12 protein-coding genes are annotated in these 16,440 nt (G+C 72.4%); 6 read left to right on the plus strand and 6 right to left on the minus strand.

Annotated features, from left to right (window positions below):
* Nucleotides 1–389 precede the first annotated feature (389 nt).
* Complete coding sequence (locus M8H82_RS21380; protein ID WP_250076432.1) at nt 390–767, minus strand: toxin Doc; 378 nt, start codon at nt 765–767, stop codon at nt 390–392.
* A 3-nt stretch (nt 768–770) separates the two neighbouring features.
* Entirely contained in the window at nt 771–1,016 is a 246-nt protein-coding gene (locus M8H82_RS21385) for a hypothetical protein (protein WP_250076433.1), read from the minus strand.
* Nucleotides 1,017–1,190: 174 nt separating this feature from the next.
* Between M8H82_RS21385 and M8H82_RS21390 the strand changes: the two genes are divergently transcribed.
* The 6 genes from M8H82_RS21390 to fxsT all read left to right on the plus strand — a co-directional run bounded on the left by M8H82_RS21390 (nt 1,191) and on the right by fxsT (nt 10,768).
* A complete protein-coding gene (locus tag M8H82_RS21390) occupies nt 1,191–1,913 on the plus strand; it encodes a 2OG-Fe(II) oxygenase (RefSeq protein WP_250076434.1) in 723 nt (240 codons plus the stop codon).
* A gap of 90 nt (nt 1,914–2,003) precedes the next feature.
* Nucleotides 2,004–2,948 carry an RNA polymerase sigma factor SigJ gene (sigJ, locus tag M8H82_RS21395; RefSeq protein WP_250076435.1) on the plus strand — a complete coding sequence of 315 codons (945 nt, stop codon included), beginning with the start codon at nt 2,004–2,006 and terminating at the stop codon, nt 2,946–2,948.
* Nucleotides 2,948–4,417 (plus strand): cytochrome bc complex cytochrome b subunit, encoded by a 1,470-nt coding sequence (locus tag M8H82_RS21400; RefSeq protein ID WP_250076436.1) that lies wholly within the window; start codon nt 2,948–2,950, stop codon nt 4,415–4,417. The genes sigJ and M8H82_RS21400 overlap by 1 nt, the downstream gene beginning before the upstream one ends.
* Nucleotides 4,418–4,554: 137 nt before the next feature.
* Nucleotides 4,555–6,021, plus strand: coding sequence for a hypothetical protein (locus M8H82_RS21405; RefSeq protein ID WP_250076437.1), 1,467 nt, complete (start codon nt 4,555–4,557; stop codon nt 6,019–6,021).
* 26 nt (nt 6,022–6,047) lie between these two features.
* Nucleotides 6,048–6,980, plus strand: coding sequence for a MoxR family ATPase (locus M8H82_RS21410; RefSeq protein ID WP_250076438.1), 933 nt, complete (start codon nt 6,048–6,050; stop codon nt 6,978–6,980).
* Nucleotides 6,977–10,768 (plus strand): FxSxx-COOH system tetratricopeptide repeat protein, encoded by a 3,792-nt coding sequence (gene fxsT, locus M8H82_RS21415; protein WP_250076439.1) that lies wholly within the window; start codon nt 6,977–6,979, stop codon nt 10,766–10,768. Before M8H82_RS21410 ends, fxsT begins: the two co-directional genes overlap by 4 nt.
* Here fxsT and M8H82_RS21420 read toward each other — a convergent pair.
* The 4 genes from M8H82_RS21420 to M8H82_RS21435 form a co-directional block, all read right to left on the minus strand.
* Nucleotides 10,711–12,624: an HEXXH motif domain-containing protein gene (locus tag M8H82_RS21420; RefSeq protein WP_250076440.1), complete on the minus strand. Its 1,914-nt coding sequence runs from the start codon at nt 12,622–12,624 to the stop codon at nt 10,711–10,713. The two genes, fxsT and M8H82_RS21420, sit on opposite strands and share 58 nt — an antisense overlap.
* A 76-nt stretch (nt 12,625–12,700) precedes the next feature.
* Entirely contained in the window at nt 12,701–12,883 is a 183-nt protein-coding gene (locus tag M8H82_RS21425) for a hypothetical protein (protein ID WP_250076441.1), read from the minus strand.
* Nucleotides 12,884–12,913: 30 nt separating this feature from the next.
* Entirely contained in the window at nt 12,914–14,047 is a 1,134-nt protein-coding gene (locus tag M8H82_RS21430; RefSeq protein WP_250076442.1) for a hypothetical protein, read from the minus strand.
* Between the two features lie 34 nt (nt 14,048–14,081).
* Nucleotides 14,082–16,322, minus strand: a complete 2,241-nt coding sequence (locus tag M8H82_RS21435; protein ID WP_250076443.1) for a glycoside hydrolase family 9 protein — start codon at nt 16,320–16,322, stop codon at nt 14,082–14,084.
* Between the last annotated feature and the right edge of the window lie 118 nt (nt 16,323–16,440).

The raw sequence follows: 16,440 nt of genomic DNA on the forward strand, positions 1-16,440 counted from the left end.
ACTTCCCATCCGGCCCCGATCCCCCATCGGTCCGAATGCGACCCGGCTTTTAACCCCCCGCACGGGCACTTAACCCTCGCACAAAACACTCACGCCCAACAAGGCACTCGGGCAACATCCGCACCGTTGAAAGAAAGTCAGAAACGGCGGCAACTCCCCTCACCCGCACCGGCTTTCGGCTTTGCCCCGCACCCCGTGTGATTCACGCACCCGCGCCGGAGCGCCACGCACGCTCCCGGCGCGCCGCACCGCGCGGTGCACTGTGAGCGGCCCCTCGGAAGGCCCCGCCCAGGACCGCGGCTCCCGGGCGAACGGGCCGCCGACCCCGTTCCTCCCGCCCTCGGTCGGCGGCCCCGAGGGAGGCGGGCCCGGCCGGCGGCCCCTGGCCCTCAGATCTGCCAGGACCGCAGCCGGTCCGCGGCGCCGAACACATCGGTCCGGCCGTCGATCAGATCCCGGGCGAGGTCGACCAGCGCGCCGTACGGCGGATCGATGCCGACGCCGCTGACGAACATGTACGCCACGGCCGTGGCGCAGGCGAAGCGGGCGTTGGCCGAGGGCAGCGGCCTGAGCAGGGCGAGGGTGTGCAGCAGCGCGGCCGCCCGCCAGGCCGGGTCGGAGTTCACGCCGAGCTTCGGCGGGTCGACCCGGTGCCGTGCCACGGCCGCGACGAGTGCCGAGAAGTCGTTGATGACGGGCTGGTCCGGCAGGACCTCCTCGTGCCGCTGGAGCAGCCAGGGCACGTCGATGTGGATGACGGATGCCATCGCTCAGGCGGCCCGCCCCTCGCCCTTGGCGGGCGGTTCGTCCTCCGGGAAGGCCGCCGCGAACTCGTCGGCGTGCGAGGAGAAGAACCGGCGGAAGGCCTCCGCGCCCTCCTGGAGCGCCCGGTGCCGGGCGATGTCGGCCGCCGCGGCCTCCCGTACGAGCGCCTTCATCGACGTACCCCGCTCCTTGGCGATCTGCCGCAGATCCTCAAGTTCGCGGTCGCTGAACTCCACGTTGAGAGCTGGCATGACCCCACGGTACCGCGCGGGTACTTACCCGTAAATACACCCAGGTCAGATGTGGTGTGCAACGGTACCGGGCAGGGCGCAGGACGCCGTCCGGATTCCGCCGGTCCGCGGGCGGCCCCGGCGGCAGACTCGACAGGGCCACGGCACCGTACGGCACCGAGCGAGGAGGCACCCATGACCCGCACCGCCGACACCGTCCGACGCCGGGTCGCCGCCACCGACTGGGACGCGGTCACCGCCGAGCTGGACGTGCACGGCAGCGCGCCGACGGGACCGCTGCTGACGCCCGACGAGTGCCGGGACCTGGCCGCGCTCTACGAGAAGCCGGAGCTGTTCCGGACCACCGTCGACATGGCACGCCACCGCTTCGGCTCGGGCGAGTACCGCTACTTCACCCACGAGCCGCCCGCCCTCGTCGCCGCCCTGCGCGCCGCCCTCTACCCGCGCGTGCTGCCGGTCGCCCGCGACTGGGCCGCCCGCCTTGGCCGTCCGGCGCCCTGGCCGGACTCCCTGTCCGAGTGGCTGGAACGCTGCCACCGGGCGGGCCAGGACCGCTCGGCGCAGATCCTGCTGCGCTACACGCCGGGCGACTGGAACGCCCTGCACCGGGACGTCTTCGGCGAGCTGGTCTTCCCGCTGCAGGTCGTCGTGGGCCTCGACGCGTACGGGACCGACTACACGGGCGGGGAGTTCCTGATGGTGGAGCAGCGGCCGCGCGCCCAGTCCCGGGGCACCTCGACCGCGCTGCGGCAGGGCCACGGCCTGGTCTTCACGACCCGTGAGCGCCCGGTGCGCACCCGGCGCGGCTGGTCGGCGGGGGTGATGCGGCACGGGGTGAGCACCGTCCGCTCGGGTCGCCGGCACGCGCTCGGGGTCGTCTTCCACGACGCGGCATGAGAGCTGGGTCACATTACCCGGCCCAGGTGTCACAAACGGACCCCCTCATGGCCTCCCAGGGGTGAGCGCACCGCTGCGGAGGCCACCGTTATGTCCGAGACACCCCTTCCCGAGACCGACGACCGGTTGGAGCAGGCGACCGGCGTCTTCGTCGACCATCGCGAGCTGCTGTTCGGCGTCGTCTACAACGTCCTGGGCAGCGTCGCCGACACCGAGGACGTCCTCCAGGAGACCTGGCTGTCCTGGACCGCCCGGGGCGGCGGCGACCCGTTGGCCGGCATCGACAATCCGCGGGCCTACCTCGTCCGCGTCGCCGTCAACCACGCCCTGCGCCGACGCGCCGCGATCAGCCGGCGCCAGGAGACCTACGTCGGCCCGTGGCTGCCCGAGCCGCTGGTCGCCTCCGACGACGGCGCGGACGACCCGGCGCTGCGGACCGAGTCCGTGTCCCTGGCGCTGCTGGTGGTGCTGGAGTCGCTGTCCCCGCTGGAGCGAGCGGTGTTCGTCCTGAACGAGGTGTTCGGCTACCCGCACACCGAGATCGCGGCCATCCTCGACCGCACACCGGCGGCGGTACGGCAGCTGGCCCGGCGCGCCCGCGCCCATGTGCACGCGCGGCGGCCGCTGTACCAGGCGCATCCGCGAGTGCGCAGGGAGGCGACGGAACGGTTCGTCCGGGCCGCGCTCGGCGGGGACATCGCCGCCCTGATGGAGATCCTCGCGCCGGACGTCACGGTGTGGTCGGACGGCGGCGGCAACCGTAAACCGTCGGGACTGCGCCCGGTGCACGGCCGGGACAAGGTGGTCCGGCTGCTCACCGGTCACGGGGCACGGCCGGACGTGAGCGCGCTGCACGTGCGCTACCGGCGCGTCAACGGCGACGACGCGGCGGTGCTGTTCGAGGGCGACTCGCCGTTCGCCGTGATGGTCATGGACCTCACCCCCGAGGGCGACCGGATCTCGGGCGTCTACATCGTCAGCAACCCCGACAAGCTCACGCACGTCGAGCGGGGCGCAGCCGAGGAGGAGGCGTGATGCGGGCGTCCCGCGGCGAACGCGTCGCCGACTGGTTCGACGGGCGCCTCGGCGTCCACGCGCTCGGCCGCAAGGACCTGCGCAAGGTCTTCCCCGACCACTGGTCGTTCCTGCTCGGGGAGATCTGCCTGTACAGCTTCGCGGTGCTGATCCTGACCGGCGTCTGGCTCACCTTCTTCTTCCACCCGTCCATGAACGAGGTGGTCTACCAGGGCAGTTACGTCCCGCTCAACGGTGTGCGCATGTCCGAGGCGTACGCCTCCACGCTCGACATCAGCTTCGAGGTGCGCGGCGGACTCCTCATCCGGCAGCTGCACCACTGGGCGGCGCTGGTCTTCGTGGCCGGGATGCTCACGCACATGATGCGGCACTTCTTCACCGGCTCGTACCGCAAACCCCGCGAGGTCAACTGGCTGTTCGGCTGGCTGCTGCTCTTCCTGGGCATGTTCGAGGGCCTGTTCGGCTACTCGCTCCCCGACGACCTGCTCTCCGGCACCGGGCTCCGGTTCGTCAACGGCGCCCTGCTGGCGGTGCCGATCGTGGGCACGTACCTGTCGATGTTCCTGTTCGGCGGGGAGTTCCCCGGTGACGACATCGTGGCCCGCTTCTACGCGCTGCACATCCTGGTGATCCCCGGCATCATGGCGGCCCTCGTCGTCGCGCACCTCGTGCTGGTCGTCTACCACAAGCACACCCAGTTCGCGGGCCCCGGCCGCACCGAACGCAACGTCGTCGGCACCCCGTTCATGCCGGTCTACCTGGCGAAGGCGGGCGGCTTCTTCTTCCTGGTCTTCGGCGCCCTCACCCTCCTCGCCGCGATCGCCACGGTCAACCCGGTGTGGGCGTACGGCCCGTTCCGCGCCGACCAGGTCTCCACCGGCGCCCAGCCCGACTGGTACCTGGGCTTCGCGGAGGGCCTGGTGCGCGTGATGCCGGGCTGGGAGATCAACCTGTGGGGACACACCCTGGTCCTCGGCGTCCTGATCCCGATCCTCGTCTTCCCGCTGCTGATGGTCCTGATCGGGATCTATCCGTTCCTGGAGTCCTGGATCACGGGCGACAAGCACGAACACCACCTGCTCGACCGCCCCCGCAACCACCCGGTGCGCACCGGCCTCGGCGCGGCCTGGATCAGCGTCTACCTGATCCTCCTGGCCGGCGGCGGCAACGACATCGTGGCGACCCAGCTCCACCTGTCCATCAACACGGTGACCTGGGTGATCCGGATCGGGGTCCTCGTCCTCCCGGTGACGGTCTTCGTCCTCACCCGCCGCATCTGCCTGGGCCTGCAGCAGCGGGACCGGGACCTGATCGCACACGGCCGCGAGACAGGCATCGTCACACGCCTCCCGCACGGCGAGTACGTCGAACTCCACGCACCCCTGGACCAGGCCCGCCTGCACACCCTGACGGCTCATGAACGGCCCCGGGAATTCGTCGAGCACGAGTCCCGGGCGGAGCTGCCCTAGCACTCCCGCGCCCTGTTCGCCGATCCCCTTCCGTCAGCGACGGTGACCCCTAATCTTGTGTCACTGGCGGTACGAGCGAGTCGTCGCACAGGGCGAGGAAGCGCGCCCCCGGGCGGGGCGTCGGAGGGGGGCCTCCTTTGCGCGAGGAGATCGAGGACCGGATCCGGCGCGCCGCCGTGGACGTCCTGGTGGGCTGTGACGGTCTGCGTTCGACCGAGGACCGGGACCAGTTCCTCGACCTGGTCCTCGACCGGCTCGGCGGCAACGGCCGGCTCCCCCGCCACTCCATCCCGCGCAAGCAGTACGTCGCCCTGCTGCTGTTCTGCATGAAGGACTCACCGGGCAGCCCCGTCCCCGACGGCCTGGCCTGTCTCGCCGCCACCCTGGACCTGCTGGACCCCGGCTCCGCGGAGGCCCTGCTGATGTCCCGGCTCTGCGACGAGTGGCGGGCCGCGCGCACGCTGCCGACCGAATACACCAGCTCCTGGGCCTTGTTGGGGGACTGCCTGGAGGCGCTCCGGCTGACCGACGACGAGCGCCGCCGCCTGCTGGCTCAGGCGACGCTGTCCCGATTACGCATCCCTCCCGAGCACTGCACCACCCCCTGGTCGGACTTCCTCTACCTGGTGGGCCAGAACACGGCACCGGGTCAGGTGCCGCCCTGGATGGCGTACCTGGACGAGGTCTCGGCCTGGATGGACACCCCGCACCGCCAGGAGATCCGGGCGATCAACCGGCATCGGGCCGTGCACTGGGAGCTGGCGGAGACCCTCGACCGCAGACGCTACGGACGGCAGACGGAGCGACAGCCGCTCGTCCACGACGAGCACCTGGCCATCCGGATCATGCCGGCGCCCCTCGACGAGGGCCACTACACGGTGTCGTACTGGTTCCACTCCGACGCCCGGGGGCCGGACTTCGAGGGGCGGCGGGACGGCGCGGTGATCCCCTTCGCCGAGCTCCAGCGCACGGTCAGCGAGGTGATCTCCGAGGTGGAGCGGGCCGAGGGGGACCGTCCGGGGCAGCTGCGTCTGGAGTTCGTGCTGCCGCTGGAGCTGATCAACCTGCCCGTCGAGTCCTGGCCCCTGGACGCCGCCGAGGATCCGCATCTGCCGCTCGGCATGACCTATCCGGCGGTGGTGATCCGCAGTCTGGACCGGCTGCTGGACCAGCGCTGGCACGGCTGGTGGCGGTTGCGCTGGCAGAAGCTGCGGCAGGAACCGCAGACCGGTTCCGTCTACATGAGCATCCCGAACACCGACCCCCAGGATCCGCCCCGGGTGGTGGCCGGCCTGCTGGACGAGGAGCATGTCGCGGCCGTCCTGAGCGAACCGCCCGAGGAGGGCCGCCCGCACGGCTGCCTGGAGTTCAGGACGGCACTGCGCACGGGCTATCCGGTGGTGGTGTGGCACCGCACCAGCGAGTCGACGACGGAGTTCCGCCAGGTGCTCAGCGAACTGTTCGCCGGTGGCTTCGCCGATCTGCTCCCCCGCATCACCCGTTTCCGCCGGCAGGCCGCCGCACTCGGCTCCGGCGCCCCGGAGCACCACATCGGCCGGCATCTCGCGGTGCTGTGGGACGACCCCGACCGCAAACCGCTGTGACCGCGCTGCGCAGAGAGGAAACGCCCATGGACTCCTGGTCGCTGTACCGAGGCACCGGCATCCCGCTCGATCCGGCCGACCGGGACCGCCGATGGCCCGACCCGCCGCCCTGGCGCACGTACACCGGCGGCCCCGACGAGCCACCGGCGCCGCCGGACGAGGCGGCCGCCCGGGTACTCGGAGCCACCGTCACCGCCCGGACGCCGAACCCCGACGAGGTGGCGGCGGTCAACACCGCGCTGCATCTGCGCCGCCCGCTGCTGGTCAGCGGCGAACCGGGCACCGGCAAGTCGGCGCTCGCCCACCGGATCGCCCGGGAACTCGGCCTGGGCGCGGTACTGCGCTGGCGCATCACCGGTGGCACGTCCCTCGCCGAGGCACTGTACGGTCCGGCCGGGCCCGGCCCGGTACGCCTGGGGCCGCTGGGTACTGCTCTGCTCCCGCGCCGATTACCGCGCGTCGTCCTGGTCGACGACCTGGACCGGGGCGGCTTCGACCTCCCCGACGAGCTGCTGGCGGTCCTGCACGAAGGGGAGTTCACGATCCCGGGGCTCGCCGGCCACGACAGCGCCCTGGTGCACACCTGTGAGCCGGGCGGTACCGCAACGGTCCGCGACGCACTCGTCCGATGCCACGAGCTGCCCCTGGTCGTCGTCACTACCGGCGGCGAGCGGGACCTGTCACCCTCCTTCGTGCGCCACTGCGTCCGGCTCGAGCTGCCCCCGACAACGCGGCAGGGGCTGGCCGAACTGGCCCGCACCCGATTCCCGGACGTGCCGGCCAAGCTGCTCGACGCCCTCCTCGACCACGCCGACCGGGAACCCGCCGGGGCCGACCGGTTCCTCGACGTCCTGCACCTCGTGCAGGAGGGTGCCCTCCGCACGAGCCGGGAAAGTGACGGGGAAGGGAGCGCGGCCCTCGACGCCTTGTGGCGTCGGGCCGCCATGGAGGGGCCATGACGACGTCCGCCGACCGCCGGGACGCCCCGTCCGCGCGCTGGACGGACATCACCGACCCGCAGGGTGTCCTGCGCGCGCTGCGCGGACTGCGCGGACACCGGTCCTGGGACGTGGTCGTGGCAGTCGACCCCGACCCCGGCATGGCGGTCTGGGAGGACACCGTCCGTGAGTTGACCGAACTGCTGCGCCGCTCGCGGGCCTTCGGCCGGGTGGACCGGTGCGCCCTGCGCACCCTGCCACCCGGGCGCCCCTCCCCTGCGCGCCTGACGCTGGCGGTCACCGACGGCAACGCGCCCGGCTGGCGCACCGGCTCCCTCGGCGGGACCCTGCACCGCTGGGCGACCGCCGGCACGCTGGCCGTCGTCCATCTGCTGCCCCACCCTGCCTGGCCGGAGTCCGGTGTCCCGACCTGGCCGCTGTCGCTGCGCTCGGCGGGACCCGGCGCGCCGAACCGCCATCACGGCACCCGGCCACGGCAGCTCGGCCTCGGCGCGCCCGAGGAGAGCGCCCCCCATCTGCCCATTCCGGTGCTGGAGCTGACGCCACGCGGCCTGGAGTCATGGGTCCGGCTGGTCACCGCCGCCCGCGGCACCTGGACCCGGCTCCCGCTCACCTTCGCCGCCCCGCGCCCGGAGGGCACCCGTCCCGCGCCCACCGACCCCGGGCCCGCCGAGCGCGTCGCGTCCTTCCGCCGCTCGGTGTCGCCCCGGGTGTCGGGCCTCGCCACCCTGCTCGCCGCCGCCCCGCTGACGGTTCCCATGATCCAGCGGGTCCTCACCCGGCTGTGCCCGGAGGCCCGGATCTCCGACTTCACTCACCTGCTCACCCACGGGCTCGTGCACCCGGTCACCGGACCCCGCATCGCCTACGACTTCGCTCCCGGCGTCCGCGGCGAACTCCTGGCCGCCGGCCGGACGCAGGAACTGCGGCTGGTCGTCGACCTGGTCGGCGAGGCGCTCGGCCCGTCCGCCCACCGGCTCTGGCAGGTCCCCGAACTCCTGGCCGGGCGGAAGCTGCCCCGCCCGCTCGGCACCGGCCCCGAGACCCGCGCATGGGCCGCGCCGCAGATCGCCGTGCTGGACGCCCTGTCGGGCCCGCACGCCGCCCAGGCACGGGCCCTGGAGCGCATGACCGCCACATCCTGCACCCATGACGCCGTCCGGCAGGACCCCGTCCGACCCCCTTCACACCTGCGGAAGCAGGAGGACCTGGTGAACCAGCCGAGCAACCCGCCGCAGCCGCGCACCGACGTCCCGCCGGGCACACCCCCGGATCCGGCCGACCGCCGCACCGGCCGCGGCACCCCGGCCGTGTGGGGCAATGTGCCGCCGCGCAATCCCAACTTCACCGGCCGCGCGGAGCTGCTGGACGCCCTGCACCGCAGGCTCCGCAAGGAACAGGCGACCGCCGTGCTGCCCAACGCGCTGCACGGCATGGGCGGAGTCGGCAAGACCCTGCTCGCCGTGGAGTACCTCTACCGGCACCTCGGGGACTACGACCTCGTGTGGTGGATCTCCGCCGAACGCACCGCCCAGATCGCGCTGTCCCTGGTCGAGCTGGCCCCACGGCTCGGCCTGGAGGCGGGCAGCGACGCCACCTGGTCGGTGACGGCGGTCCTGGAGGCGCTGCGCCGCGGTGAGCCGTACGACAACTGGCTGCTGGTCTTCGACAACGCCGACAGCCCTGAGGCGGTGCGCCCTTACTTCCCGTCCGGCGGGCCGGGCAACATCCTCGTCACCTCACGCAATCCGCAGTGGGCGAGCGTGGCCAAGCCGCTCGAGGTGGACGTCTTCCGGCGCGAGGAGAGCATGGAACTGCTGCGCCGGCGCGGTCCGGTGATCACCGACGACGAGGCCGACCGGCTCGCCGAGGCCCTCGGCGACCTGCCATTGGCCGTCGAACAGGCCGCCGCCTGGCGGGCCGAGACCGGCATGCCCACGGACGAGTACCTGCGGCTGCTGGACGAGAAGCAGGTGGATCTGCTGAGCCTCGCGGCACCCGTCGACTACCAGCTGCCCGTCATCGCGGCGTGGAACGTCTCGCTGGACCAGCTGGAGACGAAGAACCCGGCGGCCATGCAGCTGTTGCAGCTGTGCGCTTTCTGCGCGCCCGAGGCGATCCCCCGCAATTTGTTCGCCGGACGCCGGGGCGCCGCCATCACCCCGGAACTCGACTCCGTGCTGCGCGACCCCATCCGTCTCGGGCAGGCCATTCGGGAGATCGGGCGGTACTCGCTGGCCCGGTTCGACCTGCGCACCAACTGCCTCCAGATGCACAGGCTCGTCCAGGCGGCGCTGATCTCCCGGATGACGGAGGCCGAAAAGCAGCGCATGCGGCACGGCACGCATTTGCTGCTGGCGGCCAACGATCCCGTAGACCCGCACAACACGAGTCATTGGCCGCGCTACGGAGAGCTTTATCCGCACTTGATCGTCTCCGACGCGGTCAGCTCCACCGACTCATGGGTGCGCGACCTGATCGTCAACGAGGTCCGCTATCTGACGCGTTGGGGGAACTTCGAGGCGGCCCTGCAATTGGCCGAGTCCGCCTACGCCACATGGGCACGGGACGCCGGGGAAGGCAACCCCCAGACCCTGGCGGCGGGCCGCTGGCTCGGGGTGGTGCTGTTCAGAATGGGCCGGTACAGGCAGGCGTCAGCAGTCAACGACCAGGTGCTGAACGCCTGCCGGAGCGCGGTCGGCGAGGACCACGAGGACACGCTGGACGCGCTCGGCAACGTGGCCGTGGACCGGCGGATCAAGGGTGACTTCGCGGCTGCCCTGGAGCTGTCCGAGTCGGTACATGAGCGCTATGTGCGGCTGCTCGGCGCCGAGGACCCCGAGACCCTGCGGGCGGCCCACAACCTGGGCGTCAGTCTCAGGCTCGTGGGGGACTTCGCCCGTGCCCGGGAGCTGGACGAGCGCACCTTGCACTCCAAGCAGCAGCAGTACGGCCAGGACCACGTGGTGTCCTTGGTGACGTGGGTCAGCGTCATCCTCGACATGCGCGAGCTGGGCGACTACCAGACCGCCCTGTCCTACCAGCGCGAAGTGACCGAACGAGTCCTGCGCCTGCTGGGCCCGGACAAGCCGTTCACCCTGGTCAACCACCGTCACCTGGCGGTGGCACTGCGCAAGGCGGGCCACCACGCGGAAGCGCGTGCCACAGCCGAGCGAGCCCAGGCCGATCTGGCCAACCGGTACGGAGAGAACAACCCGGAGACCATGGCGGCGACGCTGGAGTTGACGATCGACCTGCGGCACGCGGGCGAGCTCATCACCGCCCGCAACCTCGGCCTACGCATCCACCGGCAGTACGCCGATCTGTACGGGCCCGCGCATCCGCACACGCTGTCGGCCGAGATCGCTCTCGCCGTCACTCACCGGCTGCTCGGTGACGAGGAGGCCTCCCGCGTCATCGATGAGCGGGTGCTCGCGGTTCTGCGCCGCGACCTCGGCGAGCGCCACCCCTCAACCCTGGTCTGTGCGACGAACCTGGCCAGCGACCTCTACGCGCTCGGCGAGTTCGAGGCTGCCCGCGAGCTCGACGAGCAGACCCTGGCGCTCTCCACCGAGGTGCTCGGCGCGGACCACCCCTCCACCCTGGCCTGTGCCGCCAATCTGCCGCTGGACCTACGGGCTCTGGGCGAGCGCGAGGAGGCCGAGCGTCTGCACAGCGCCACTGCCGAGCGGCTCAACCGCGCGCTCGGGGCGGACCATCCCGCCGTGCGTCAGGCCGTGGACTGGGAGCATCGCGCGGACTGTGACATCGACCCGCTCCCGCTGTGAGCGTCGTCGTCCCAGGCGCGGGCCAGCCAGTCGGCCAGCTCGGCCGGTGGCGGGGTCCGTCCGCCACCGCGGGCGATCTCCGCGGAGACGGCACGCAGCAGTTCGGGCCGCTCGGCCACTCCTCGCCGGCCGAGGAGCAGCCCGAGTGCGCCCCATGCGGCGGGCCGTGCGGTCTCCTCGGCGTACAGCGCGGCGGCCTCGGCCTGCTCGCCCGCCACATACGCCAGGTCCGCCTGGGTGACGTCCTTCGGCCGGGGACCGCCGTTCCGTGCCCCCGCGAAGGCCTGCGGGTCGGTGATCCTGAGGCGGACCAGGTGCGCGAACGCGTCCAGACGACAGCCCGCGGGATCGGTGACGACGTTCCCGCCGGTCTCCTCGGACACCGCGACCGGCGGTAGCGTGCCGCGCAGCCACGAGTCCGCCGCGGCCCGCACGGTCGGCTCCGCGGGCACGACATGGTGGGCGCGCCAGGCGGCGCGCTGGTGGGCGGCGGCACGCTCGGCGAGCCGCAGCGTCGTCTCGGGCACCGGCTCGGCGTCCCAGGACCGGATGTCCGCGAGGAGGGCGCGGACCAGGCGGCTGCCGGTCGCGGTCAGGGCGGGATGGGTGTGCAAGATCTCCAGGGTGGCGCGTGCCTCTCGGCGCCACAGGGCGAACTCGAAGCGGGCACGTTCGCGGGCGCTGCCGTTTTCGTGGGCGCAGCGCTCCCGCCAGAAGCGGGCGACGCCGGAGAACGCGAAGGCCCCGTGCAGTACCCCACTGAGCGGTCTGGGGTCGTCCCGCCAGGGGGCATGGAAGAGGTCGGGGCAGTCCTCGGCCAGCGGGACGAGGTGCATGAGGCCGTTGAGCAGGGTGTGGCGGAACTCGTGAACGAGGGTGACCGCGAGCTCCACCGCCGCCTCACGGTCCGGCACTTGGGCGTCGGGCGCGGAGATCATCACGCAGCCGAACGCCTCGGATGCGGAGGCGCTGCGCGGCCGGAAGCGCTCAGCGGGCGGCAGCGGGACGAGCGAGAAGAGTCCCGCGGCGAGGGCCTCGGCGCTGTCCCGGTGCTCCTCGACCAGCAGCCTCCACGCCCCGTCGAGGCTGCGCCGCCAGTGCCGTAGGGCCGTCTCGTCCAGCCGGTCGGGGCCGGCGGTCCCGGCGATGACGGGGTAGCGGGCCAGGTCGTCGACGGTGAGCGTCAGCGTCAGTCCCCGGTGGCTGAGGGACAGCCGGCGCATGCCGGTCCAGCCGGGCCCGTCCTGGGTGGCGTCCGTCGGCACCTGGATGTCGGGTCCCCCGCCGTGCGTGCGCACGCGAGCCGTACCGCCGTTCACCTCTACCTCGGCCACGCCCCACGGCTCGCGGGCGTCCAACTGCGCCCGGCCCAGGCACGGCAGGAGTACGGCGCCCTCACGGGCCGGGACCAGGATGCGGAAGTCCAGGCCGGCGAGGACGGCACCGGCAGCCGCGAGAGCGTGCAGCTGGCCCACGTCCGACCAGAGCGGGGTCTCCGCATCCTGCGCGCCGCGCAGCCGGCGCAGCGCATGGGCCGCCCACAGCCCGGTCTGCGGGTCCATCAGCAGCCGGTGCACCGCCTCCGGGCGCTGCCGCTGGGCCCGTGCCAGCAGGTCCCACGCCTCGCGCGCCGGAGCGATGCCGCCGACGGACTCCGGGTGCGCGCAGACCTCGTCCACCAGGACACGCAGCAGCAGAAGGCGCCGGCTGTACTCGGCGTCCAGCAGGGTCCGGGTGGCCCGGCGCGCTTCGCCGGCCGAGCAGAGCATCCCGAACGAGACGTCGTCGAGACGGTGAGGCCGCAGGGGGTGCGCGGAGCTCTCGGATTCCTCGGCGGCTTCACATGACGTGCCCACGAACGCTTCCTCACCCCGGTGCCCACGGTTGCAGCGGCACCCTACCCGCCGGGGCGGACGGCGAGTCGGATCTCGGTCAACTGGGCTCGCTGCCGCCCCTGGTGCTGAACGGCCGGTCGACGCCGGCCAGCAGCATGTCCACCGCGGGCCGCAGCGCGGCATGGCCGACGCCGGGGAGCTCGTCCAGCGGCAGGTGGGACAGGCGGGGCAGCCAGGACTCGACGCTCGCGGACTCCGCCGCACCACAGGACTCGTACATGAGGCCCGATCGTAAGGTAAAGCGGGCGTCTCACGCAGACGCCTGGACGATCAGCCGGTGTGCCGTCTCCGCCTCCGGACTGCCCCCCGCGCACAGCAGCACCGCCTCGGCCAACTCCTGCAGCGCGCCGGGGCGGTGGGCGCAGGTGCGCAGGATGCTGATGGTGTCCATGCGGGGGCGGCTGTGCCGGGGGATCGCGGCGCGGACGCCGATTCTGAGCAGGCCCAGGATCTCCTCGCGGCCCTGCGGCTCCACGAATTCCGGCACCGCCAGGAGAGCGTCGGTCAGGGCGCTGAGCCGTTCGGGGGGCAGCGCGGGGTGGAGCGAGCTCGTGGGGTCGGGACCGCCGCGGGACAGCAGCTGGCCCTCGTCACCGTCCCAGGTGCGGGACCACAGGTAGGTGGGGGTCTGGGAGGCGCGGCCTTCGGCGCGCAGCCGGGTGAATCTCTCCCGCAGGCGGTCCATCAGCGCGCCGGGGTCCGGTGGCCAGCCCGTGCCGATCGAGTCGTCGCCGGTGAGGACGGCCAGCGCCTCCCGGCTGAACAGGCCGGTTCCGGTGCCGTTCAGGTTGGTCGCGGCCTCCCCCGGGCGGGCCGCGAAGAGCACCGCCTGGTCGCGGGCGGTGCGCGGCATCGGCGTGCCGTAGTCCTCGCGGGGCAGATGGCGCCGCCCGCGCCAGGGGTTGTGCAGCAGCTGGCAGGAGTCGACCAGCCAGATCTGGCGGGGGTGGCGGGGCACGGCGCGGTAGTACGTCAGGAGCGTGTCGAAGTCCAGGTTGAGCGGGTCCTCCGCGGTGGCGTCCGCGTAGAAGAGGCGCCGTCTGCCCTCCGCGTCCACCACGCCGTGCCCGCCCCACACCACCCACAGCAGCTCGCTCCGCTCGGCGGCGACGGTCCGCAGGAGGACGCGGTGCACGGTTTCCCGGTCCGCGTCGAGGACGGTGTACGGCGCCTCGCGCGCGGCGCCGGTCCGCTCGGGCGGCGCCGACAGCAGTGCGGTGATCCGCTCGGGGGGCACACCCCGGGCGAGGAACCAGTCCGCGAACCGCAGCGCGTCGGACACGGGTCCGTCGAGTGCCCAGCGCGCCCCCGCCTGATAGGCGTCGACGCCCACCACGACGACGGTCGTGCGACGGGGATCGGCTTGCGGTGCGGGCGGGTTCATGCGCCCAGTGTGCCGCCCGAGCGGGCTCAGCGGGTCACCCTTGGTCAGCCACGAAGGAGGCCATCCGGGTCAGCGCCGAGTTCCAGTTGATGGTGTGCTCGTTGGTCGACCAGGACTGGATGTCGTCGATGTAGCAGAACTGACCGACGCAGCCCTGGAGTTTGCTCTGCGCGAAGGGGTCCTGGATGCTCGAGTTCGGGCCTCCGGCGAGCGTGCCGGCCGGCGGGTTCGGCTGGCTGGGGTCGAGCTGGTTGGCGTACCAACGGGCGTGCTGGTTCTTGGCGTTGACCTCGCCGTAGCCGGTCACGTACGAGATGTTCAGCGCGTTGCGGCCGAACAGGTAGTCCATGCTCTGGAGCGCGCCGTCCCGGTACTTCGAGGCGCCCGAGATGTCGTACGCGGTCGCGATGACCACCGCGTTGTGCAGGATCTGGTGGTTGGAGCCCCAGTCGTAGCGGTTGTCCTCGGGGGCGTACGGCATGCCGTAGGGGTGGGACCTCAGCGTGGCCAGGTAGGCGTCCGCGCCCTTGAGGACGGACTGGCGCACCTTGTCCCGGCCGGGCAGTGCGCTCGGCACGGTCGCCAGGTCGAGCCGGGCCGCTGCCGCCGTCCTGGCCCAGTCGTAGCCGAGCGGCGCGAAGATGTCGGCGGTGTGGACCGGGGAGTTGAGGACGCGGTCCCGGAACTGCTTCTCTCCGGTGCTGAGATACAGCTCGGCGGCCGCCCAGTAGAACTCGTCGGTGACGTTGTTGTCGGCGTAGGCGCCGCCGCCGATGCCGTCGCTCTCGGAGGCGTACCGGTCGGGATGCGCGAGCGCGGCCGACCAAGCCTTGCGCGCGGCGGCCAGCGCCTCGGCGGCGAACTCCCGGTCGTACGGCTTGTACAGGCGGGCGGCCTGGGCGGCCGTCGCCGCCAGGTTCAGGGTCGCCGCGGTCGACGGCGGGTGCAGTTCGCGCTTCTGCGGGTCGTCGCTCGGCAGCAGCGGCAGGCCCGTCCACTGCTCGTCATGGATCTTGTGGTGGGCCATGCCCGCCAGCGGCTGCCCCTCGGGCACCTGCATCTTCAGCAGGAAGTCCAGCTCCCAGCGGACCTCGTCGAGGAGGTCGGGCACCTTGTTGCCGCTCTCGGGAATGGCGAGGGTGCGGTCGCCCAGCTTCGCCGGGTCCCCGGTGCGGGCGTGCAGCGCGCGCTCGTAGGTGCTGAGCAGCTCCCAGACCGAGATGCCGCCGTTGACCACGTACTTGCCGTGGTCGCCGGCGTCGTACCAGCCGCCGGTGACATCGAGGGTGTAGTCGCACACGCCGGGCTGGCAGGGCACGGCTCCGTCGCCCTGGTTCGGCGCGACGTCGACATGGCCCGCGGGGCGGGCGTAACCGGGCCGCAGGTCGTCGCGTATGGCGATGCCGCTGCGCTGGGTGTAGTAGTACTTCGCCGCGTCCAGGCGCAGCCGCTCCCAGACGCTCGCGTCGATGTCGAAGGGGCGGCTGGTCTCGCCGTCGGCGACCAGGGTGAGCCCGGTGCCGCGGGTGCGGTAGGCGCCGAAGTCGATGGAGTGGACGTTCTGCCCGGAGGAGGCGTCGGTGCCGCGCGGCACGGTCCAGCCGCGGGCGGCCACGGTGCCGTCGGCCCGGCGCAGCTGCCACGGCAGCCGCTGGGTCGCCTCGGTGACGAGGGTGGCGTTCTTGGGCCCGGCGGGCAGATAGGCGACCTGGTTCACGCGCATCCGGGGCCCGGTGTCGGGCTCGTACGGCTCCGGCTGCACACCGCCCAGCAGCGAGACGTCGTCCAGGCAGAACCGCCAGGGGTCCGCGCTGCCGCCGACCTGGAGGCCGACCTGGCCCTGAGCGGTGTCGACGGGTGCGGTGAAGGTGTACGAGTAGCGGTTGCCGGAGACGCTGAGCTGCGGCGACACCTCGAACCAGGTGTCGTACGGCGCCGCTTGCAGGCCGACGATGGCGCGCACGACGTGCGCCTCGGGCGCCGCGGAGGCGGTGAAGGAGAAGCGGTACGACTCCCCCTTGACCAGGGTGATGTCGTTCTGGCCGATGGCCGCGTCCCAGCGGTTGGTGGTGCCGCCGGGCACGTCCGCGCAGAGCTGTCCGTCGGACAGGCCCGCGGTGACATTGCTCGTCCACCACGGGTCCGCGGTGGTGTCGAAGGTGCCGTTCTTGACCTGCTCGATCTCCTCGGCGCCGGCCACGGGGGCGGGCAGCGCGACCAGGGCCGCTCCGAGCAGGGTCGTCAGGGACAGCACGGCGGTTCTGCGTCGTTTCACGTCTGGGCTCCTCGGCGGAGGTGCGGGCGACGCTCGCGTGGGAGCGCTCCCAAAAGCGGTCGGGGACATGCTTGTGGCAGCTGTGACATCCCGTCAACGGTCCGGACAGACCTTGTGC

Origin of the sequence: Streptomyces sp. YS415, assembly GCF_023544665.1 — a bacterium.
Taxonomy (GTDB): Bacteria; Actinomycetota; Actinomycetes; order Streptomycetales; family Streptomycetaceae; genus Streptomyces.